Source organism: Achromobacter sp. D10 (assembly GCF_035282245.1).
GTDB lineage: Bacteria > Pseudomonadota > Gammaproteobacteria > Burkholderiales > Burkholderiaceae_B > Achromobacter > Achromobacter insolitus.
Genome location: NZ_JAYJLE010000003.1, coordinates 296994 through 318251, shown reverse-complemented (window position 1 = coordinate 318251; position 21258 = coordinate 296994). Strand labels below are relative to the sequence as shown.

At 63.2% G+C, this 21258-nt stretch carries 18 protein-coding genes; 6 read left to right on the top strand and 12 right to left on the bottom strand.

The window, feature by feature from the left end; translation table 11 throughout:
- Positions 1-84 precede the first annotated feature (84 nt).
- From VCS63_RS11700 to tldD, 3 genes are all read right to left on the bottom strand, one after another.
- Positions 85-1494 (bottom strand): FAD-binding oxidoreductase, encoded by a 1410-nt coding sequence (locus VCS63_RS11700; protein ID WP_076812132.1) that lies wholly within the window; start codon positions 1492-1494, stop codon positions 85-87.
- Positions 1495-1594: 100 nt separating this feature from the next.
- Positions 1595-2668, bottom strand: coding sequence for a 3-deoxy-7-phosphoheptulonate synthase AroG (aroG, locus tag VCS63_RS11695; protein WP_042792671.1), 1074 nt, complete (start codon positions 2666-2668; stop codon positions 1595-1597).
- Between the two features lie 324 nt (positions 2669-2992).
- On the bottom strand, positions 2993-4453 hold the full coding sequence (tldD, locus tag VCS63_RS11690; protein ID WP_013392574.1) for a metalloprotease TldD: 1461 nt from the start codon (positions 4451-4453) through the stop codon (positions 2993-2995).
- A gap of 793 nt (positions 4454-5246) precedes the next feature.
- On the opposite strand from tldD, the gene VCS63_RS11685 reads away from it, so the two are divergent.
- On the top strand, positions 5247-5630 hold the full coding sequence (locus tag VCS63_RS11685; protein ID WP_042792670.1) for an H-NS family nucleoid-associated regulatory protein: 384 nt from the start codon (positions 5247-5249) through the stop codon (positions 5628-5630).
- Positions 5631-5719: 89 nt separating this feature from the next.
- On the opposite strand, the gene VCS63_RS11680 is transcribed toward VCS63_RS11685, so the two are convergent.
- Complete coding sequence (locus VCS63_RS11680) at positions 5720-6364, bottom strand: DUF4136 domain-containing protein (RefSeq protein ID WP_082884685.1); 645 nt, start codon at positions 6362-6364, stop codon at positions 5720-5722.
- A gap of 149 nt (positions 6365-6513) precedes the next feature.
- On the opposite strand from VCS63_RS11680, the gene pepN reads away from it, so the two are divergent.
- Positions 6514-9219: an aminopeptidase N gene (gene pepN / locus VCS63_RS11675; protein ID WP_063641637.1), complete on the top strand. Its 2706-nt coding sequence runs from the start codon at positions 6514-6516 to the stop codon at positions 9217-9219.
- A 9-nt stretch (positions 9220-9228) separates the two neighbouring features.
- Positions 9229-10251, top strand: a complete 1023-nt coding sequence (locus VCS63_RS11670) for a class 1 fructose-bisphosphatase (RefSeq protein ID WP_042792667.1) — start codon at positions 9229-9231, stop codon at positions 10249-10251.
- An 83-nt stretch (positions 10252-10334) separates the two neighbouring features.
- Here VCS63_RS11670 and VCS63_RS11665 read toward each other — a convergent pair whose 3' ends face one another.
- From VCS63_RS11665 to alaC, 4 genes are all read right to left on the bottom strand, one after another.
- Positions 10335-10556, bottom strand: a complete 222-nt coding sequence (locus tag VCS63_RS11665; RefSeq protein WP_042792666.1) for a YgdI/YgdR family lipoprotein — start codon at positions 10554-10556, stop codon at positions 10335-10337.
- Between the two features lie 178 nt (positions 10557-10734).
- Positions 10735-12144, bottom strand: a complete 1410-nt coding sequence (thrC, locus tag VCS63_RS11660) for a threonine synthase (RefSeq protein ID WP_323879815.1) — start codon at positions 12142-12144, stop codon at positions 10735-10737.
- Between the two features lie 126 nt (positions 12145-12270).
- Positions 12271-13575, bottom strand: coding sequence for a homoserine dehydrogenase (locus VCS63_RS11655; RefSeq protein WP_042796859.1), 1305 nt, complete (start codon positions 13573-13575; stop codon positions 12271-12273).
- 168 nt (positions 13576-13743) lie between these two features.
- On the bottom strand, positions 13744-14931 hold the full coding sequence (gene alaC / locus VCS63_RS11650) for an alanine transaminase (RefSeq protein WP_042792664.1): 1188 nt from the start codon (positions 14929-14931) through the stop codon (positions 13744-13746).
- A 335-nt stretch (positions 14932-15266) separates the two neighbouring features.
- Here alaC and VCS63_RS11645 point away from each other — a divergent pair, with 335 nt between their 5' ends.
- The 3 genes from VCS63_RS11645 to VCS63_RS11635 are packed head-to-tail and all read left to right on the top strand — an operon-like array spanning position 15267 to position 17956.
- Positions 15267-15728, top strand: coding sequence for an Mth938-like domain-containing protein (locus VCS63_RS11645; protein WP_042792663.1), 462 nt, complete (start codon positions 15267-15269; stop codon positions 15726-15728).
- Positions 15725-16189, top strand: coding sequence for a peroxiredoxin (locus VCS63_RS11640; protein ID WP_042792662.1), 465 nt, complete (start codon positions 15725-15727; stop codon positions 16187-16189). The genes VCS63_RS11645 and VCS63_RS11640 overlap by 4 nt, the downstream gene beginning before the upstream one ends.
- 60 nt (positions 16190-16249) lie before the next feature.
- Positions 16250-17956, top strand: a complete 1707-nt coding sequence (locus VCS63_RS11635; protein ID WP_063961860.1) for a PhoH family protein — start codon at positions 16250-16252, stop codon at positions 17954-17956.
- A gap of 66 nt (positions 17957-18022) precedes the next feature.
- On the opposite strand, the gene VCS63_RS11630 is transcribed toward VCS63_RS11635, so the two are convergent.
- The 4 genes from VCS63_RS11630 to VCS63_RS11615 form a co-directional block, all read right to left on the bottom strand.
- The gene (locus VCS63_RS11630) at positions 18023-18154 is read right to left on the bottom strand and encodes an entericidin A/B family lipoprotein (RefSeq protein WP_042792660.1); all 132 of its coding nucleotides are present in this window, start codon (positions 18152-18154) and stop codon (positions 18023-18025) included.
- A gap of 41 nt (positions 18155-18195) precedes the next feature.
- Positions 18196-18891, bottom strand: a complete 696-nt coding sequence (locus VCS63_RS11625; RefSeq protein WP_042792659.1) for a fumarylacetoacetate hydrolase family protein — start codon at positions 18889-18891, stop codon at positions 18196-18198.
- A 177-nt stretch (positions 18892-19068) separates the two neighbouring features.
- Positions 19069-19371 (bottom strand): Dabb family protein, encoded by a 303-nt coding sequence (locus tag VCS63_RS11620; RefSeq protein WP_063641640.1) that lies wholly within the window; start codon positions 19369-19371, stop codon positions 19069-19071.
- Positions 19371-21248 (bottom strand): ABC transporter permease, encoded by a 1878-nt coding sequence (locus tag VCS63_RS11615; RefSeq protein WP_164794411.1) that lies wholly within the window; start codon positions 21246-21248, stop codon positions 19371-19373. Before VCS63_RS11615 ends, VCS63_RS11620 begins: the two co-directional genes overlap by 1 nt.
- Positions 21249-21258 lie beyond the last annotated feature (10 nt).

The following is a 21258-nucleotide window of genomic DNA, read 5'->3' as shown; positions in this document are numbered from 1 at the left end:
TGCTCTCCAGCTCTCGCCGCAGCCAACGAAAAAGCCGACGGCATGCCGTCGGCTTCGGATGTCGGCGGCGCTAAGCCGCCAGACTTACCAGGACACGATCTTGCCTGGATTGAGGATGTTGTTCGGATCGAACGCATGCTTCAGGCTGCGCATCAGATCCAGGGCGTCTTCGCCATGTTCCTCGGCCATGAACTGCATCTTGTGCAGGCCCACACCGTGTTCGCCCGTGCAGGTGCCATCGGCAGCGATCGCGCGGCGCACGAGATTATGGTTGATGGTCTCGGACTCCTCCCATTCCTTGGCGCTGTCCGCATCCAGCAGCATCAGCACGTGGAAGTTGCCATCACCGACGTGGCCCACGATCGTGTAGGGAAAACTGGCGCGGTCGAGTTCCTCGACCGTATCGCGCACGCAATCGGCCAGGCGCGAGATCGGCACGCATACGTCGGTGGTGCTGGCGCGGCAACCCGGGCGCAATTGCAGGCCCGCGAAATAGGCGTTGTGGCGGGCGGTCCACAGACGGCTGCGGTCTTCAGGACGCTCGGCCCATTCGAAGTCCATGCCGCCATGATCCGCCGTGATCGCCTGCACGGTTTCGGCCTGCTCCTGCACGCCGGCGGGGCTGCCATGGAACTCGAACACCAGCAGCGGCGTTTCGCGCAGGGTCAGCTTGCTGTGCAGGTTCACGGCGCGCACGCTGGCCGCGTCCATGAATTCGACGCGAGCGACCGGCACCCCCATCTGGATGATTTCGATCACGCTCTGCACCGCGGAATCCAGCGTGGGGAAATTGCAGACCGCGGCCGACACGGCTTCCGGCTGGGGATACAGGCGCACCGTCACTTCAGTGATGATGCCCAGCGTCCCCTCGCTGCCCACGAAGATGCGCGTCAGGTCGTAGCCCGCCGAGGACTTGCGGGCGCGGCCCGCGGTGCGGATGATGCGGCCGTCCGCCGTCACCACCGTCAGCGACATGACGTTCTCGCGCATCGTTCCATAGCGCACCGCGTTGGTGCCCGAAGCGCGCGTGGCAGCCATGCCGCCCAGGCTGGCGTCAGCGCCGGGATCGATCGGGAAGAACAGCCCGGTGTCGCGGATTTCCTCGTTGAGCTGTTTGCGCAGCACGCCCGCCTGCACGGTGGCGGTCAGATCCTCGGCGTTGACCGCCAGCACCTTGTTCATCTGCGACAGATCCAGGCTGATGCCGCCCTGGATGGCAAGGATATGGCCTTCCAGGGAAGACCCGGCGCCATAGGGGATCAGCGGAACGCGATGCTCGTTGCACACCTTGGCGATCTCGGCCACTTCCTCGGTCGTGTGCGCGAAGACCACGGCATCCGGCGGCATGGCCGGATAAGGGGATTCATCGCGGCCATGGTGTTCGCGCATGGCGGCGGCTTCGGACAAGCGGTCGCCAAAGCGCGCGCGCAAGGCATCCAGACAGGCGGCCGGCACCGGGCGGCGCAACGTTTCAGCGTGCAAGGGAGCGTTCATGGTCAGCGTGTTCTCGGGTTCGTTAACCTGAATATTCTACGCCGCCGCGCGCCCTGCGCCGCAAACCGCCAACGCAGGCGATCCGCGGCGCTGCCGGGACTTACTTGCCGGAGGTCAGGGCGACCCGGCGGCGTTCGCGCACGGCGTGGGCCAGGCGTTCGAGCACGGCGACGGACGCGTCCCAGTCGATGCAGCCGTCCGTGATGCTCTGACCGTATACCAGCGGCGTGCCGGGCACCATGTCCTGGCGACCGCCCAGGAGGTGGCTTTCGACCATGACGCCCACCAGGCGGCTGTCGCCCGCTTCCATCTGGCGCGCCACGTCTTCGATGACCAAGGGCTGGTTTTCGGGTTTCTTGCTGCTGTTGGCGTGGCTGGCGTCGATCATGATGCGCTGCGCCAGGCCGGCCTTGGACATGTCCTGGCAGGCCGCCTCGACGCTGGCCGCATCGTAATTCGGCGTCTTGCCGCCGCGCAGGATAACGTGGCAGTCCTCATTGCCGGCGGTCGACACGATGGCCGAATGCCCGCCCTTGGTCACCGACAGGAAATGGTGCGGCTGCGATGCAGCCTTGATCGCATCCACCGCGATCTTCACATTGCCGTCGGTGCCGTTCTTGAACCCCACCGGACACGACAGTCCGGAAGCCAGCTCGCGATGCACCTGGCTTTCCGTCGTCCGAGCCCCGATCGCCCCCCAGGAGACCAGATCCGCGATGTACTGCGGCGTAATCATGTCCAGGAACTCGCAACCCGCCGGCAGTCCCAGGCTGTTGATGTCCAGCAGCAATTCGCGGGCGACGCGCACGCCCTTGTTGATATCGAAGCTGCCGTCCAGGTCCGGATCGTTGATCAGGCCCTTCCAGCCTACCGTGGTGCGCGGCTTCTCGAAGTAAACGCGCATCACGATTTCCAGGTCGGCGCTCAGCCGGTCGCGCACGGGCTTCAGGCGCTTCGCATATTCGATGGCCGCCCGGGTGTCATGGATGGAGCAAGGACCGATCACGACGATCATCCGGTCATCCATGCCATGGAGGATGCGGTGCATCCCCTGGCGGGCGGCGAACACGGTGTCGGACGCCTCCTTGGTGCAGGCGAACTCGCGCATGACGTGCGCGGGCGGGTTCAGCTCTTTGATTTCTCGAATGCGAAGGTCGTCGGTATTGTGTGACACGGTACTGCTCCTGGGTTGCCCGCCACGGAGAGAGGCCCGAGGCGGTTTCCTCGGTAGTTTCCTCAACTGGCGGCGCAAAAAAAGCCGCCAGTTCGCTGGCGGCTTTTTTGGGGGGATTCTTTCCAAACTTCAGATTGAGCGCGTCCCTTCCTCCGCCAGCGGCTTCAGAAAACCATAAAAATAAAAATAAAAAGCGGGGGACGCGAATTTCATGGGGAATGACTCTAGCACAGATTTTTCCGGCCGTCAGAATTTTTATTGGGGGCAGCGGGCCCGCGCAGCGATGCGATGTGGGGCATCGAGCGGGGGCTCGATGCGGGGCTGTTACGCCGTGCCACCGACCGTGAGGCCTTCCATGCGCACCGTCGGCATGCCTACGCCCACCGGCACGCTCTGGCCGTCCTTGCCGCAAGTGCCGACGCCGGAATCCAGCTGCAGGTCGTTGCCGATCATGGTGACGCGGTTCATGGCGTCCGGACCGTTGCCGATCAGGGTCGCGCCCTTGACCGGATAGGTCACCTTGCCGTTTTCGATCATGTAGGCCTCGGACGCCGAAAACACGAACTTGCCATTCGTGATATCGACCTGGCCGCCGCCGAAGTTGACCGCATACAGCCCGCGCTTGACGGACGACACGATTTCCTCGGCCGGCTTGTCGCCAGCCAGCATATAGGTGTTGGTCATGCGCGGCATGGGCAGGTGAGCGAACGATTCACGCCGGCCGTTGCCCGTGGCCGCGGTCTTCATGAGGCGCGCGTTCAGGGTGTCCTGCATATATCCGCGCAGGATACCGTCCTCGATCAGCACATTGCGCTGGGTGGCGTTGCCTTCGTCATCGATGTTGAGCGAGCCGCGACGGTCCGGAATGGTGCCGTCGTCCACTACCGTCACGCCCTTGGAAGCGACGCGCTCGCCGATGCGGCCGGAGAACACGCTGGAACCCTTGCGGTTGAAGTCGCCTTCCAGCCCGTGGCCAACGGCCTCGTGCAACAGGATGCCGGGCCAGCCGGAGCCGAGGACGACAGTCATCTCGCCCGCCGGCGCCGGGCGAGCTTCCAGGTTCACCATGGCTTCGTGGACCGCGCGCTCGACGTAGCCCTGCAGCATTTCGTCCGTGAAATAAGCCAGGCCCAGACGTCCGCCGCCACCGGCATGGCCCATCTCGCGGCGGCCGTTGCGCTCGGCAATGACGGTCAGCGACAGGCGCACCAAGGGGCGCACATCAGCGGCCAGGCGGCCGTCGCTGCCCGCCACCAGCACCACGTCGTACTCGGCACCGAGGCCCGCCATGACCTGGATCACATGCGGGTCGCGCGCGCGCGCCATGCGTTCCACGCGTTCCAGCAGCGCGACCTTTTCGGGTGCGCTCAGCGTGGCCACAGGATCAATATCGGCATAGAGGCTACGGCCGATTTCAGCTTCGACCTGCGCCGCCACCTTTACCTTTCCGGCGCCGCGGCGCGCAATGCCACGCACGGCGTGCGCGGACGACAACAGCGCCTCCGGCGACAGCGAATCCGAATAGGCGAAAGCCGTTTTCTCGCCGCTGACGGCGCGCACTCCGACGCCCTGGCTGATCGAAAAACTGCCCGTCTTGACGATCCCCTCTTCCAGGCTCCAGCCCTCGCTGCGCGTGTACTGGAAGTACAGATCGGCATAGTCGACCTTGTGCGTGAAAATCTCTCCCAAGGCACGCGCCATATCCGCCTCGGTCAGGCCCCAGGGGTCGAGCAGCAGGGATTTGGCGGTGGCAAGGGAAGCAATGGCAGGATCGATGATTTTCATGGGACTCTATTCAGGAGGCGGCGCGCAGGCGCGCGCTCGCGGTGATGCTCAAGATCATATCGTAACGCCGACGCGGCCCGGCGTCGCCTCGGCGGCTGGCTGCTCGAAAGCCGCAAAGGCACGGTGGCGAAAAATGCCGTGGGCATTATCTATAGCGAATGGGTGGGGGCGAAATATTACATATCAAGTTAAGCAAAGCAGCACAGACCGTGCTGGATATGCCCCTTTTTCCGAACCTCGCCCGGACATTACGAGCGCGCCGCCATACCGCCGACCGATAGCACGGATGCAAACGCAAAACTCGTCATACAACCTGACATGAAAATGAAATATACGGAATAGAGGAGCGAGCAGGCTCCTATTGGATCTTATGCAGCATGCGCGGTTAAAAATCAGACCACAAGGCAATTGATTCGTTCCTACCCATCATGTCATCAGACCTCTTAACGTGCTCTGGAATGGAGGCTGGGCTGCGGCCGAACGAGCTCAAGAACCGCGGATTTGCGTGGGATGCGAAACAAATCGCGTGTTTGCAAGGCTTTACGGGGCTATTTGTCCGCCTCGTGAACCAATAACCCAATTGTTTCAAGTTGTCCCAAATTCGAGAATATCCTTCCCAAAACTTGGTCAGCGCCGGCCCGCCGCTAACTGAAATTGGCGCCCAACCCTTTTGATACAAAGTAATTAGTCTGAAAACCGGGAAGTCAAGCCGCAATTTCTGTATTATGCGAAGCACAACAATTACACATAACTTCGCCGGCGATTACAGCAGTTCCATAATCAGGAATAAACCATGGCCCGAGAATCCTACGCAGCACTGCAAGCAAAGATCGAAAAGGAAATCAACAAGCTACAAAAGAAGGCTGAAGTCCTGCAAACCAAGCGCCGCAAGCCGGTGATCACGCAGATCATCACGTCGATGCGCGAGTACGACATCACGCCTGAAGAGATCATCGCAGCCTATGGCGCCGGCAAACCCGCCCGCGCCGCCACCGGTGGCCGCCGCAAGGCCGGCGCCGCCGCCCGTCCGGCCAACGCCGCCAAACGCGCCGTTGCGCCCAAGTACCGCCATCCCCAAACAGGGGAAACGTGGAGCGGCCGTGGCAAGGCTCCCCGCTGGCTCGCCGCGGAAGAAGCCGCGGGCGCAACCCGCGAGAGTTTTCTCATCAAAGAATAAAACCTATCCGCCAGTAAGAAATAAAATCGGCGCACCAGAATGGTGCGCCGATTTTTATTTAGAAGCTGGTTCAGAAAGAGCGTGGCGGCTCACTGCACCGGGAAACGTATTTCGCGCTCCGCGCCATTATTTCCGGGAAAATTATCAAATATTGCGCGCACCAGGTACGGCATCGTCCGCAGGAAATCATCACGCTCGCTCAATATGAAAGCGCTGGAACGGTATACCTCCGCGCCGCCGCGTTGCGTGTCGTAGATATGCAGAGTGAGCGTATTGCGCTGAACGACCATGGGTACGTCCACCCAATCCGGTCCCCAATAGCCGTATCCGGCTCCCCACGGGCGCGGGCCATAGAAACCGCCATACCCGTAACCGTAGCCGCCGTAAAAATATGGATCGTAGGGACGCTGCACCATTATCTGGGTTTGCGTCGTGCCGTAGTTGAACGACACGTCGAAACGGCCTTTGGCTCCCGGCCTGGCCTCTACCAGGCCGGTGGCGCCTATCCCTGCCCGCACCATGTCCTGATAAGACTGATATTCGAGGTTGTTGTTTTGGGAAGCGTCCGCAGCCACGAATTGATATGTCTGCCCTTCAACGCCCGAGGGCCATTGCTGAAAGGAGGTCACCCGCGCGGAAACCGTGGGAGCCGCACACCCCGTCAAGGCAAGCGCCCCCGCCACGGCCAGCAGGCCTGCCCAGCGGCGTACATTGAACATGGACAATCTCGACATTTTGCGACCCTTCCCGCGCGCGACGGCGCCATGATACTGACTTTGACCCGTACCGCTACAAAAAGTTTACGGTACGCCATAAGGCCCAGGGCAGCACGTCATGCCCAGCCACTACAATAGACTCCTCGTTCATACAGGACTGCAATCCCATGCGCACCGACACGCCCATAACCGTATATCGCAAGGATTACCAGCCCTACCCCTACGACATTCCCGAAGTCGCCCTCGCCTTCGACCTCGCGCCGGACGCGACCGAAGTACGTTGCACGATGCAAGTGCAGCGCAAGCCCGGAGCCAGCGCCGACGCCGCCCTGGTCCTGGATGGAGAAGACCTGGAACTCGTCTCGGTAGGCGTGAATGGCGCTCCCCTGCCCGCGGACAGCTACCGTCTGTCCGAACATAGCCTTGCGTTGTATGGTCTGCCGGCCAGCGCCACCGTGGAAATCGTCAGCCGCTGCAAGCCTTCGGCCAACTCCACGCTGATGGGCCTGTACGTCTCGGGCGGCAATTTCTTTACGCAGTGCGAAGCCGAGGGCTTTCGCCGCATCACCTGGTTTGCGGACCGGCCCGACGTCATGTCGCGCTACCGCGTGACTTTGCGCGCCCAGCCGGAATACCCCGTGCTGCTGTCCAATGGCAACCTGCTCGCTAGCCGCCAGTTGCCGGATGGCCGCAATGAAGTCGAATGGGAAGATCCCTTCCCCAAGCCCTGCTACCTGTTCGCGCTGGTGGCCGGCAACCTCACGCACCGCGAAACCACCGTGAAGACCGCCAGCGGCCGCGACGTCCTGCTGCAGGTCTACAGCGATCCGGGCTCGGAATCCAAGACCGAATGGGCCTTGGATTCGCTGGTGCGCGCGCTGCGCTGGGACGAAAGCCGCTTCGGCCTGGAGCTGGACCTGGACCGCTTCATGGTCGTGGCCGTCCATGACTTCAACATGGGCGCCATGGAAAACAAAGGCTTGAACATCTTCAACGCCGCCTATGTGCTGGCGGATGCGGATACCGCCACGGACGCCAATTACGAAGGCATCGAGTCCGTCATCGGACACGAGTACTTTCACAACTGGACCGGCAACCGCGTCACTTGCCGCGACTGGTTCCAGCTCAGCCTGAAAGAAGGCCTGACCGTCTTCCGCGATCAGGAATTCAGCGCCGACATGATGGCCCAAGGCATGGATGCGGCCGAAGCCGCTAGCGCCCGCGCCGTCAAGCGGATCGACGATGTGGTGGCGCTGCGCGCCGCCCAATTCCCGGAAGATGCCGGGCCCATGGCCCACCCGATCCGGCCGGAAAGCTACCAGGAAATCGGCAACTTCTACACCGCCACCGTGTACGAGAAAGGCGCCGAGGTCATCCGCATGCAGCACACGCTGCTGGGCGAGGAAGGCTTCCGCGCGGGCATGGATGAATACTTCCGCCGCCACGATGGGCAGGCCGTGACCTGCGACGACTTCGTCGCCGCCATGGAATCGGTTTATGTGCGCCAGCATCCAGACCGCGACCTGTCCGTGTTCCGCCGCTGGTACCGCCAGGCCGGCACGCCTCGCGTGACCGTGAAACTGGACCACGACGCCGCCACGCGCCGCTGCACCGTGACGCTTACGCAGGAATGCCCGCTGGTCGGCGTGGAAAAGAAAGCTGGAGCCGACTACGTAAAGGCTCCCTATCACATCCCGTTCTCCATCGGCCTGCTGGACCAGCGCGGCCAGGCGCTGCCGTTGCGCCACGCCGGCGAGACCAAGGAAACCGCGCTGCTGGAACTGACCCAGCAAAGCCAGCAATGGGTGTTCGAGGATATCGCCGAGCGCCCCGTGCCATCGTTGCTGCGGGATTTCTCCGCTCCCGTCATCGTCGATTACGGCTGGACCAACGAAGAACTGGCCCTGCTGTCGGCGCATGACAGCAACCCCTTCGCGCGCTGGGAAGCTGGCCAGGAGTTTGCCACCCGCCAGATCCTGGCCCTGGCCGAAGCCCGCCAGGCGGGCAAGACCCTGCATGCGGATGCCGCCTTCATCGAAACCTGGCGCGCATTGCTGACCGATCCCGCGCTCGACGCCGCCTATCGCGCCCGCGCCCTGGCCCTGCCGTCCGAAAAGACCCTGGCCGAGCGCATGCAGCAAGTGGACCCGCCCGCGCTGGCGGTGGCGCGCGATTTCCTGCGCGCCGAACTGGGACGCCAATTGGCCGCCGAGTTCCGCCAGGCGTTCGACGCCAACCAGACCCCCGGTGAATACAGCCCGGCGCCAGTCCCGGCCGGCAAGCGCGCCTTGAAGAACCTGGCGCTCAGCCATCTGATGGCGGCGGGAGAGCTCGACGCCCAGCGCCTGGCCGAGCAGCAGTACGACAAGGCCGGCAACATGACCGACAGCATGGCGGCGCTGTCCGCCCTGATCAATTTCGGCCAAGGCGATTTTCCCCAGACGGCACTGGCCGCGTTCTACGACAAATGGCGCGACAACGCCCTGGTGGTGGACAAGTGGTTCGCCTTGCAGGCCGCGGCTCGCTCGACCACTGTGCAGACCGCGCGCGAGCTGATGCAGCATCCTGCGTTCACCTTGCGCAACCCGAACCGCGCACGCGCGCTGATCTTCCAGTTCTGCCTGAACAACGCGCGCGGCATGCATCATCCCGACGGCACGGGCTATGCCTTCTGGGCCGAACAGGTACTGTCGCTGGATGCCCTCAATCCTGAAATCGCCGCTCGGCTGGCGCGTGCGCTGGACAACTGGTCGCGCTTCGTGCCCGCGCTGCGCACGCCCATGCAGGCTGCCCTGCAGCGGGTGCGCGCACATGAAGGCCTGTCGCGCAATGTGCAGGAAATCGTATCCAAGGCTTTAGAATTCGCAGCATAGGAGATCCCTTTGAAACGCAAAACATTGACCCAATACCTGGTGGAGCAGCAACGCTCCGCCCAAGCCCTGGCGCCGGAAGTACGGCTCCTCATCGAAGTCGTGGCGCGGGCCTGCAAGGCCATCAGCCACGCAGTGAGCAAGGGTGCGCTTGGCGGCGTCCTCGGCAGCCTCGAAAGCGAAAATGTCCAGGGCGAAGTGCAGAAGAAGCTGGACGTCCTGTCCAACGAGATTCTGCTCGAAGCCAATGAATGGGGCGGTCACCTCGCCGCCATGGCCTCGGAAGAGATGGAAACCATCCATCTGATCCCGAACCGCTACCCCAAGGGCGAATACCTGTTGCTGTTCGACCCCCTGGACGGCTCGTCGAACATCGACGTGAACGTTTCCATCGGCACCATCTTCTCGGTGCTGCACGCGCCGCACAATGTGTCCGGCGCCCCCGTTTGCGAACAGGACTTCCTGCAACCGGGCGACAAACAGGTCGTCGCCGGCTATGCCGTCTATGGCCCGCAGACCATGTTGGTGCTGACCATAGGCAATGGCGTGGTTGGCTTCACGCTGGACCGCGAAATGGGCTCTTGGGTGCTGACCCACGAAAACATCCGCGTGCCGGAAGACACCAAGGAATTCGCCATCAACATGTCGAACATGCGTCACTGGGCCGCCCCGGTCAAGCGCTATGTCGACGACTGCCTGGCCGGCACGACCGGTCCGCTGGGCAAGGACTACAACATGCGCTGGATCGCCTCCATGGTGGCCGACGTGCATCGCATCCTGACCCGCGGCGGCATCTTCATGTACCCCTGGGACGCCCGCGAACCCGGCAAGGCCGGCAAGCTGCGGCTGATGTACGAAGCCAACCCCATGAGCTTCCTGGTCGAACAGGCTGGCGGCGCCGCAATCAATGGCACCCAGCGCATCATGGAGATCCAGCCGGACAAGCTGCACCAGCGTGTCAGCGTGATCCTGGGCTCGAAGAACGAAGTCGACCGCGTCGGCCGCTACCACGCGGAAGAAGCCGCCAAGCAGTAAAACTGCGACGCTGCATCCATGAAAAAAGCCCCGGCGCCTTACGCGCCGGGGCTTTTTTCATGGACGAATGATCAGGGCGACGGTCACTTGACCTGCTCAATGGACTTCACGTCGTCCTTGTTGATCTGGACCTTTTTGCCGTCCTTGTCATACTCGTACATGCCTGATTCCTCATCGTACTTGGGCGTATCGGGCGTCACGGTCGAGCTGCCGTCCCGCTGCTGAATGACCGACGGAGACGAGCATCCGGCCAGCACCCCGAATCCGGTCACGGCCAGGGCGAGCGTCATGGTCTTCAGTTTCATGGGCGTGTTCTCCGAAAGTGAATCGTAAATTCACTGTATCTGACCCTGTCCCCGCATTCGTGACGGGTTGTGGTCAAAATGCATGCGAAGGTAATGAGGTCGCCCCCCAAAAGGCACAAAACCCCTCGCAAGCCGGGCCTGCGAGGGGTTGCACACGCACACAAGACGCAAGCGGCCTTTACACCTTGGCGTGGGCCTCAATGTAACGGCGCACTGCGGTCACGTCGCAATCCATGGTTTCAACACGCTGCGGCAGGGATTCCAGATCGGCCAGGTTGCCCGGCGGCGTGGCCGGACGGCCCAGCGCCTGTTCGATGGTTTCCGAAAACTTCGCCGGCAAGGCGGTTTCCAGCACCAGCATCGGCACGCCGGGTTCAACGAAGTCGCGCGCCACCTTGACGCCATCGGCGGTATGCGGATCGATCAACACGCCGGTTGCGTCGTAGACCGAGCGGATGGTAGCCAGACGGTCGTCATGCGAGCTCGCGCCCGACACGAAGCCATAGCGCTCCTCGAATTGCGGTTTCAGCGAGGACAGATCGAACGATCCATCGCGCGCCATGCTGGCCCACAACGCTTTGACGCGGGCGGCATCGCGGCCCACCAGATCGAACACGAAGCGCTCGAAGTTCGAGGCCCGCGAAATGTCCATCGAGGGGCTGGAGGTGGCATAGGTCTGCTCGGCGGGACGCGGACGATAGACACCGGTACGGAAGAACTCTTCCAGCACATTGTTCTCGTTGGTGGCCAGCACCAGGCGGCGGATGGGCAGGCCCATGCTGCGCGCGATATGTCCGGACAGGATATTGCCGAAGTTGCCCGAGGGAACCGCGAACGAAACCTGCTCGCCAGCCTTGCTGGTGGCGCGCAGCCAGCCATGGAAGTAGTACACCACCTGGGCGGCGATGCGCGCCCAGTTGATGGAATTGACCGCGCCGAGGCGATACTTGGTCTTGAATTCCAGGTCGCCCGCCAAGGCCTTGACGATGTCCTGGGCCTCGTCGAAGACGCCGCGCACGGCGATGTTGTGGATGTTCTCGTCCTGCAGCGAGTACATCTGGGCGCGCTGGAACGCGCTCATGCGGCCGTGGGGCGACAGCATGAATACCGCCACCCCCTTTTTGCCGCGCAAGGCATACTCGGCCGCCGAACCCGTGTCGCCGGACGTTGCGCCCACGATATTCAGGGTCGTGCCACGCTTGGACAGCACATACTCGAAGACCTGGCCCAGGAACTGCATGGCCATGTCCTTGAAGGCCAGCGTCGGACCTTCAGACAGCCCCAGCAGCGACAGGCCGCCGTCCAGCGGGCGCAGCGGGACGATGTCCTCGCTATTGAAGATTTGCTGCGTGTAGGCCGCGCGGGTGAGGCGGCGCAGATCGTCGGCCGGGATGTCGGTGGCGAACAGCGACAGCACTTCGAACGCCAGGTCGGCATACGGCAGGCCGCGCCAGGACTCCAGCGTGTCGGCCGCGACCTGGGGCAGTTGCTCCGGAACGGCCAGGCCGCCGTCCGGCGCCAGGCCTTCCAGCAGGATGTCCGAGAATTGCAGCGGTGTCATGCCGCCACGAGTAGATATGTATTTCATGTCGATGGTTCCGCTATGCGCTACGCCGTTGCTCCCGGACCCCGGCCGCCGCGGAACCGGCTTTGCCGGTCCGCCAGCGGCGCCCCCTGGAGGAGGAAGCGCAGGCGCTTCGGGGGTGGGGCTTGCTCACGTCAGGTTTTCCACGCGCAGGCGCGTGACTTTGGAACGGACGAACGGCAGGGCCTCGATACGCTCGATCGCCCGATTGACATTGCCTTCGACTGCTTCATGCGTCAGGAAGATGATGTCGGCGCCGCCGATGTGGGACGGCTGCTGGATCATCGATCCGATGGAAATGGAACGGTCGGCCAGAATGCGCGCGATATCGGCCAGCACGCCCGGCTGATCGTCCACGCGCAGGCGCAGGTAGTACGAGGTGCTGACCTCTTCGATCGGCAGGATCGGCGTATCGGACATGGCGTCCGGCTGGAAAGCCAGATGCGGCACGCGGTTGCCCGGATCGGCGGTGTGCAGGCGGGTCACGTCGACCAGGTCTGCCACCACGGCCGAGGCGGTGGGCTCTTCGCCCGCGCCCTGGCCATAGTACAGCGTGGGGCCCACGGCATCGCCCTTGACCAGCACGGCGTTCATGGCACCTTCGACGTTGGCCAGCAGGCGCTCTGCGGGCACCAGCGCGGGATGCACGCGCAGTTCGATGCCATCGGGGCGGCGCTTGGTGACACCCAGCAGCTTGATGCGATAGCCCAGGCGTTCCGCGTGTTCGATGTCTTCGGCAGCCAGCTGCGAAATACCCTCGATGTAGGCGCGGTCGAATTGGACCGGTACGCCGAAAGCGAGCGAAGCCAGCAGGGTCAGTTTGTGAGCCGCATCCACGCCTTCCACGTCGAACGTGGGATCGGCTTCGGCATAGCCCAGGCGCTGCGCCTCGGCCAACACGTCGGCGAATGGCAGGCCGCGCGAACGCATCTCGGACAGGATGAAGTTGGTGGTGCCGTTGATGATGCCGGCCACCCACTGGATGCGGTTGGCGGTAAGGCCCTCGCGGATTGCCTTGATGATGGGAATACCACCGGCGACGGCGGCCTCGAAGGTCACCATCACGCCGCGCTCGTGGGCCGCCGCGAAAATTTCGTTGCCATGCTTGGCCAGCAAGGCCTTGTTGGCGGTCACGACATGCTTGCCGTTGGCGATGGCTTCCAGCACCAGTTCACGCGCCAGCGTATCGCCGCCGATGAGCTCGACGACGATGTCGATTTCAGGATCGCGCACCAGCGCGCGTACATCGGTATCGACCAGAATGGCGTCGCCGACACGGGCGCGCGCCTTGGCCACGTCGCGCACGGCGGCGCGGGTCACCTCGATGCGGCGGCCGGCACGGCGAGCGATTTCTTCTGCATTACGCGACAGCACCGCCCAGGTGCCTCCGCCAACCACGCCCAGGCCGAGCAGGCCGACTTTCATGGGTTTCATCGCGGCGCCTTCTGCGGGCGGGCGTTGAGGGGAATTCATTTCAGTTCTCCATAGCTGCTATGCAAGGGACACCATACCTGGCAGCACCAAGCGCGGCCGCGCGGAGCCGGCTTCGCCGGTCCGCTGCGGCGCCCCCAGGGGGAAGCGCGCAGCGCTGCGGGGGGAGCCCTACTTCAGCAATCCGTCCTTGCGGAACATGTCTTTGATGCCTCGCACCGCTTGCCGCGTGCGCTGCTCGTTTTCGATCAGGGCGAAGCGCACGTATTCGTCGCCGTACTCGCCGAAGCCGATCCCGGGGGACACGGCCACTTTCGCATCCGACAGGACACGCTTGGCAAATTCCAAAGAGCCCATCGCCCTGTAGGGTTCGGGAATCTGCGCCCAGATGTACATGGACGCCTTGGGAATTTCCACATTCCAACCTGCTTCATGCAAGCCGCGCACGAGCACGTCGCGGCGGCTTTGATACTGTGCCACGATTTCGTTCACGCAGTCCTGCGGACCGTCGAGGGCGGCGATGGACGCCACCTGGATCGGCGTGAACGTGCCGTAGTCGTGATAACTCTTGATGCGCGCGAGCGCATTGACCAGCTCGCGGTTGCCGACCATGTAGCCGATGCGCCAGCCCGCCATGTTGTAGCTCTTGCTCATCGTGAAGAACTCGACCGCGACATCGCGCGCGCCAGGCACCTGCATGATGGACGGAGCCACGTAGCCGTCGAAGGTGATGTCGGCGTAGGCCAGATCGTGCACGACCAGGATATCGTGTTCCTTGGCCAGCGCGACCACGCGTTCGAAGAACGACAGGTCCACGCACTGTGCGGTCGGATTGCTGGGAAAGCCCAGCACCATCATCTTGGGCTTGGGAATGGATTCGCGCACGGCGCGCTCCAGTTCCTCGAAGAAATCCACGCCCGGCGTCATGCGCACCGAACGGATGTTGGCGCCGGCGATGACCGCGCCGTAGATGTGGATCGGATAGCTGGGGTTAGGCACCAGGACCGTGTCGCCGCGGTCCAGGGTGGCCAGCATCAGGTGGGCCAGGCCTTCCTTGGACCCGATGGTGACGATGGCTTCGGAGTCCGGATCGAACTCGACCGCATAGCGGCGCTGGTACCAGTCACAGATCGCCTTGCGCAGGCGCGGAATGCCCTTGGACACCGAATAGCCGTGCGTCGTCGGGCGGATTGTGGCTTCCACCATCTTGTCGACGATGTGCTTGGGAGTTGCGCCGTCCGGATTGCCCATGGACATGTCGATGATGTCTTCGCCGCGCCTACGCGCCGCCATCTTGAGCTCGCCGGTAATGTTGAAAACGTACGGGGGCAAACGCTCGATGCGGGAGAACTTCCTCATGATGGGAATCCTTAGGGGCGATAAAAGGGCAAAAAAACCAGGGCGCGAATGCGCGAAGGGGAAATGGGTTCGAAACGCCGCGGGAGCACAAGATTGCAGCGCAGCAAAACCCTGTAATCTAGCGCAAGGACGCCCGTGCGGCAAATGGGAAAAAAACGGGGCCGCTTTCCGCGTCCGCCTCCCGTAAAAGTCCGCATTTCGGGGGGTGCTGCCTCGCTCTCCATTTTGCTCGTTGCCCAAACCCGCGAAACCGGCGCCTTCGGGGGGCGTGGATACCCTGCAACATGGCGTCATCCTGATGCGCTATTATCGGGAACATAAAGCCGGAGTTTTTATTGAAGCTGCATACCGATCCTGCGACGGCCGCTCTGAATACCGTCACCGCCTATGGCGATGGCTACATCGAGGTCAACCAGGTACGTTTTTCCTCCTCGGTCGCATTCGGCCCCGAAGGCGAAGTTACCCACTGGCCCGTTGAGTCGCCGGCCGACATCACCCCCACCCTCTTGCGCCAGGCGGCCGGATTGTCCGAGCCCGTCCGCGACCCCATGGCATTTCTGGACGAACCAGAAGCCAGCCCTACCCGTCCCGCGAACGCGCCGGAAGTGCTGCTGGTGGGCACGGGCGCGCGTCAGCAGTTCCTGCGCCCCGACGTGCTGCGCCCCCTGCTGGCGGCCGGCATCGGGGTCGAGATCATGGACACCCACGCCGCCTCGCGTACCTACAACATCCTGATGGCGGAGGGCCGGCGCGTGGTCGTGGCCCTCATCCCCCCCAACGGAGAATCCCAGAAATGACGCCGACCATAGGCAAACCCGCGCCGCTGTTCACCGCCGAAAGCACCATAGGTCCGATCAGCCTGGAGCAATGCCAGGGCCGCGCCGTGATCCTGTATTTCTACCCCAAGGACAATACGCCTGGCTGCACCACCGAAAGCCAGGACTTCCGCGACCTGCACGCCGATTTCCTGGCGGCCAGCGCCGTGGTCATCGGCATCTCGCGCGACTCCCTGAAATCGCACGAGAACTTCAAGGCCAAGTACGAACTTCCCTTCCCTCTCATTTCCGACGCCGACGAAACCGTCTGCAATCTGTTCGGCGTCATCAAGCAAAAGAACATGTACGGCAAGCAGGTGCGAGGCATCGAACGCAGCACTTTCCTGATCGATGCCTATGGTGTGCTGGTGCAGGAGTGGCGCGGGGTGAAGGTCCCGGGCCACGCCAAGGAAGTCCTGCAGGCAGCAAAAAGCATCGGTTAGCCGTCAGCACAGGTTTACCCGTCAGGCGCTATAGCCGGCCCACACTGGAGAGTGACAAATATGCCGCTTCCGAAGTTGCCCACCCGTCCCGCAGCCATCCTGACCTTCCCCTCGGGCGAATCCGCCCGGGCGCAGGCCCGCAGCCCCAAGACCGCCGCTGCGCGGTCCAATACCCAGGCAGTCCTGGCCGAAGATGACGAGGACGAGCTTCTCGTCCAGCCCGAACTCGAAGGCCTGGCAGCGCCGGCCCGCAAGGCGCAGATTCCCGCGCCTGCTCGCCAGGTGCCGCCACCGGCGCCCGCAGCCCCTGCCGCACGCGCCGAAACGCGCCGCGCCAAGCCCGCGCCCGCTCCAGCCAAGCGCGCCAAGGCCCGCGCCCAGAACGAACCGCGCAAGCTGTTCGTTCTGGACACCAACGTATTGCTGCACGACCCCAGCTCGCTGTTCCGCTTCGAAGAGCACGACATCTTCCTGCCGATGATGACGCTCGAAGAGCTGGATCACCAGAAAAAAGGCATGTCGGAAGTGGCGCGCAACGCGCGCCAGGTCAGCCGTTCCCTGGACGCGCTGGTGCAGGACGCGACCCAGCTCGATGAAGGGCTGGAACTGGCCAAGCTGGGTAACAAGGACGCCACCGGCCGCCTGATGTTCCAGACGACCGCCATCCACAGCACCCTGCCCTCCGACCTGCCCATGGGCAAGGCCGACAACCAGATCCTGGGCGTTGTCCGGGCGTTGCAGGAAAAGTACCCCCAACGGGAAGTCGTGCTGGTGTCCAAGGACATCAACATGCGCCTGAAGGCGCGCGCGCTGGGCATGGCCGCGGAAGATTACTTCAACGACCATGTGCTGGAAGACTCGGACCTGATGTATTCGGGCGTGATGCAACTGCCCGAGGACTTCTGGAACAAGCACGGCAAGGACGTCGAATCCTGGCAACAGGGCGGCACCACCTTCTACCGCATCCATGGCCCGCTCTGCTCGCAGTTCGTGGTCAACCAGTTCGTCTACTTCGAAGGCCAGATGCCGCTGTACGCCCAGGTGCGCGAAGTCAGCGGCAAGATGGCGGTCCTGGCGACCCTGCGCGACTACACGCACGGCAAGAACAACGTCTGGGGCATCACCGCGCGCAACCGCGAGCAGAACTTCGCCATGAACCTGCTGATGAACCCGGAATGCGATTTCGTTTCGCTGCTGGGCCAGGCGGGCACGGGCAAGACGCTGCTGGCGCTGGCCGCAGGCATCACGCAGGTGCTGGAGACCAAGCGCTACACCGAAATCATCATGACCCGCGTCACGGTGCCGGTCGGCGAAGACATCGGTTTCCTGCCGGGTACCGAAGAAGAGAAGATGCTGCCGTGGATGGGCGCCCTGGAAGACAACCTGGACGTCCTGAACATGGGCGAAGGCGAAGGCAACGGCGACTGGGGGCGCGCCGCCACCATGGATCTGATCCGTTCACGGATCAAGGTGAAGTCCCTGAACTTCATGCGTGGCCGCACCTTCCTGAACAAGTACCTGATCATCGACGAAGCGCAGAACCTGACGCCCAAGCAGATGAAAACGCTGGTCACCCGCGCGGGCCCCGGCACCAAGGTGATCTGCCTGGGCAATATCGCCCAGATCGATACGCCCTACCTGACGGAAGGCAGTTCCGGCCTGACCTTCGTCGTCGACCGTTTCAAGGGCTGGCCGCACTCGGGGCACGTCACCTTGCAACGCGGCGAACGTTCGCGCCTGGCCGACTACGCCGGCGATGTTCTGTAACCCCTTGCCACCAAAGAGAAAAGCCCCTTGATCGCTCAAGGGGCTTTTTTTTTGCCGGCGTGACGACTATTTGTCAGCGGCGTTGGTAATGGCGTTGCCAGCCTTGGACATGTCCTTGCCCATGCCCGCGACGGTATTGCAACCGGCGAGGACGAAGCCGAACACGACAAAGGCGGTCAGCACGATCTTGCTGCGCATGCTGGCGCTCCTGAGGTGGTGAAACGAATCCGGGGCGTACTTTAGACGATCTGGACGCGAAGTTCACCCAGGCCTTCGACGCCGCCGGTGATCACATCCCCTTGCAGCACGGCGCCGACGCCTTCCGGCGTGCCAGTGAAGATGATGTCGCCGGGTTGCAGCTCGAACAGGCCGGACAGGTAGGAAATGCTCTCGGGTATGTTCCACAGCATCTGGGAGATGTCGCTGGACTGCTTGCGCTGACCATTGACGTCCAGCCAGATGGCGCCCTTTTCCAGGGTGCCGACCACGCTGCGCGGATGGATCGGGCCCAGCGGCGCGGACAGGTCGAACGCCTTGCCGATTTCCCAGGGACGGCCCTGCTTCTTCATTTCGCCTTGCAGGTCGCGGCGCGTCATGTCCAGGCCCAGCGCATAGCCCCACACGCAATCATTGGCCTGTTCCACCGGAATGTCGCGGCCGCCCTTGCCGAGTACCACGACCAATTCCATCTCGTAGTGCAGATTGGACGTCTTGGGCGGATACGGCATCTTGCCGGTTTCGCCGTCGGCCACGCTCAGGACGGCATCGGCGGGCTTGCAGAAGAAGAACGGATCCTCGCGGCCGGTGAAGCCCATTTCCTTGGCGTGTTCGGCGTAGTTGCGGCCGACGCAGTAGACGCGGCGCACCGGAAACAGCGCGGCGCTGCCGGCAACGGGAACCGCGACGGGCGGCTGGGGGGGCAATACGTAGTCCATGTTCAATCGACCTATGAAGAATACGTGGCCGGAATCCGGCAAAAGAAAATAGCCAGCCCCGCGAGGCGCCCGCTACCGGAAGAGGCAGGAGGCGGCCTCCGTGGGAGGCGGACCAGACGGTGAAAAGTCATCCGCGAGTTTATCCCTTTCCGCGCGCGCAGGCGCGGCCGGGAACGTTCAGCTGAAAGTAGGAATTTCCCCGTCGTACACCACCAGGCGCTCGATGAAGCCAGCCATATACGTCTTCATTTCCTGATGCGCCGGCGACACCTGGTAGCGGTCGTGCGCGGGACCGTCCGCGAACGCCGCCACCACCGCATGCGTCAGACCGTCCGAGCGGCTGGCGACGTTGGGCCGGAAGGCATATCCCACCACCCCATCGCATTCGGCCAGGATGCGCTGGCAATAGCCCTGCACGCGGTCATGGAAGCGCGCATCGGCGGCGCCGGACAGTTGCAGCATTACGACATGCAAGAACATCAGGATTCCTTTTTCGTGCGGGTAAGCGCCAGCCAGGCCCGCGAGACCAGTCCCATGATGCCGTCGCGGAACAAGAGGACGCAAAGTATGAAAATCGCGCCTTGGACGATAAGCACCCAGGAGCCCAGCGGCGCCAGATAGTTCTGCAACGAGACAAAGGTAAAGGCGCCGGCCAGGGGACCGAACACCGTCCCGATGCCGCCCAGGAGCGCCATCAGCACCACTTCGCCGTTGGCATGCCAATGCACGTCCGTCAGCGAAGCGACGCCAAACACCAATACCTTGAGGCCGCCGGCCAGCCCCGCCACCGAGGCCGACAGCGTGAACGCCATGAGCTTGTAGCGCGAGGTGGAATAACCGAGCGAGCGCGCGCGTTGTTCGTTGTCGCGCACCGAGCGGATCACTTCGCCGAAAGGCGAATTCAGCACGCGCAGCACAAAGGCGTAGCCCAGCGCGAACACCGCCAAGGTGAAGTAATACATGGGCATCACGCCTTCCAGGTCGAAGATGCCGAACAGCTTGCCGCGCGGCACGCTCTGCAGGCCATCCTCTCCGCCTGTAAAGCCGGCCTGGACCGCAATGAAGTAGACCAGCTGCGATAGCGCCAACGTGATCATCGCGAAGTAGATGCCTTGGCGGCGGATCGCGACCGCACCGAAGGCCAGGCCGAGCAGACCGCCTGTCAGCACGCCAGCCAGCAGGCCAAGTTCGGGAGTCGCGCTCAGAAGCTTCATCACGATACCCGTCGCGTAGGCCGCTGCACCGAAGAACGCGGCATGCCCGAACGACAGCAGGCCCACATAGCCCACCAGCAGATTGAAGGCCGCCGCAAACAGCGCGAAGCACAGCACCTTCATCAGGAAGGTCGGGTAGATGAACCAGGGCGCAACCAGCGCAGCCACCGCCAGCACCGCCATCGCGACGCGCATGCCGCGGCGGCTGAGTTGCACCGGCTCGCGGGTTGCCTCGGCAGCCAGCACGTTCTGCACCTGCAAGGGCTTGCCGAACAAGCCGGCGGGCTTGCACAGCAGCACCAGCACCATGATGATGAAGATCGCCAGATTGGCGGCTTCGGGGTAGAACACTTTGGTCAGGCCTTCGATGATGCCCAGTCCGAAGCCGCTGACGATCGCTCCCATGATGGAGCCCATGCCGCCGATCACCACTACCGCGAACACGACCACCACCAGGTTGGATCCCATCATCGGACTGACCTGGTAGATGGGCGCGGCGATTACGCCCGCCACCGAAGCCAGCGCCACGCCCAGCGCATAGGTCAGCGTGATGAGCAGCGGCACGTTGATGCCGAAGGAGCGCACCACCGTCGGATTTTCGGTGGCCGCGCGCAGCATGGCGCCCACACGGGTCTTCTCGATCAACACCCAGACCGCCAGGCACAGCACCAGCGACACGGCCACCGCCCAGCCGCGATACCAGGGCAGGAACATGAAACCCAGGTTGACGCCACCGGCCAGCGCCTTGGGTATCGTGTAAGGCAAGCCCGACACGCCGTAAGCCTGCCGCAGGCCGCCTTCGATCAGCAACGCGATGCCGAAGGTGAGCAGCAGCCCGTACAGGTGATCCATGCGGTAGGTGCGCGAGATCAGCACGCGCTCGACCACGATGGCGAACACGGCCATGATGAGCGGCACCAACACCAGCGCAGCCCAGTAATTCACGCCCAGATAGTTCAGCAGCATCCAGGCAAGGAACGCGCCCGCGGTGTATTGCGCGCCATGGGCGAAGTTGATGATGTTCAACAGGCCGAAGATCACCGCCAGCCCGATCGACAGCAGCGCATAGAACGATCCGTTGATCAGGCCCAGCAGCAGCTGGCCGAATAGTGCCGTCGACGGCACACCGAAAATTTCGAACACGTGGATTCTC

Excerpts from the sequence above, each read along its gene's own strand:
- VCS63_RS11640 (WP_042792662.1), top strand. The coding sequence starts at position 15,725 with ATGACGCCGACCATAGGCAAACCCGCGCCGCTGTTCACCGCCGAAAGC.
- thrC (WP_323879815.1), bottom strand. The coding sequence starts at position 12,144 with ATGAAATACATATCTACTCGTGGCGGCATGACACCGCTGCAATTCTCG.
- VCS63_RS11630 (WP_042792660.1), bottom strand. The coding sequence starts at position 18,154 with ATGCGCAGCAAGATCGTGCTGACCGCCTTTGTCGTGTTCGGCTTCGTC.
- VCS63_RS11700 (WP_076812132.1), bottom strand. The coding sequence starts at position 1,494 with ATGAACGCTCCCTTGCACGCTGAAACGTTGCGCCGCCCGGTGCCGGCC.
- VCS63_RS11655 (WP_042796859.1), bottom strand. The coding sequence starts at position 13,575 with ATGAAACCCATGAAAGTCGGCCTGCTCGGCCTGGGCGTGGTTGGCGGA.
- pepN (WP_063641637.1), top strand. The coding sequence starts at position 6,514 with ATGCGCACCGACACGCCCATAACCGTATATCGCAAGGATTACCAGCCC.
- tldD (WP_013392574.1), bottom strand. The coding sequence starts at position 4,453 with ATGAAAATCATCGATCCTGCCATTGCTTCCCTTGCCACCGCCAAATCC.
- VCS63_RS11665 (WP_042792666.1), bottom strand. The coding sequence starts at position 10,556 with ATGAAACTGAAGACCATGACGCTCGCCCTGGCCGTGACCGGATTCGGG.
- VCS63_RS11680 (WP_082884685.1), bottom strand. The coding sequence starts at position 6,364 with ATGTCGAGATTGTCCATGTTCAATGTACGCCGCTGGGCAGGCCTGCTG.
- VCS63_RS11625 (WP_042792659.1), bottom strand. The coding sequence starts at position 18,891 with ATGGACTACGTATTGCCCCCCCAGCCGCCCGTCGCGGTTCCCGTTGCC.
- VCS63_RS11685 (WP_042792670.1), top strand. The coding sequence starts at position 5,247 with ATGGCCCGAGAATCCTACGCAGCACTGCAAGCAAAGATCGAAAAGGAA.
- VCS63_RS11635 (WP_063961860.1), top strand. The coding sequence starts at position 16,250 with ATGCCGCTTCCGAAGTTGCCCACCCGTCCCGCAGCCATCCTGACCTTC.
- alaC (WP_042792664.1), bottom strand. The coding sequence starts at position 14,931 with ATGAGGAAGTTCTCCCGCATCGAGCGTTTGCCCCCGTACGTTTTCAAC.
- VCS63_RS11620 (WP_063641640.1), bottom strand. The coding sequence starts at position 19,371 with ATGTTCTTGCATGTCGTAATGCTGCAACTGTCCGGCGCCGCCGATGCG.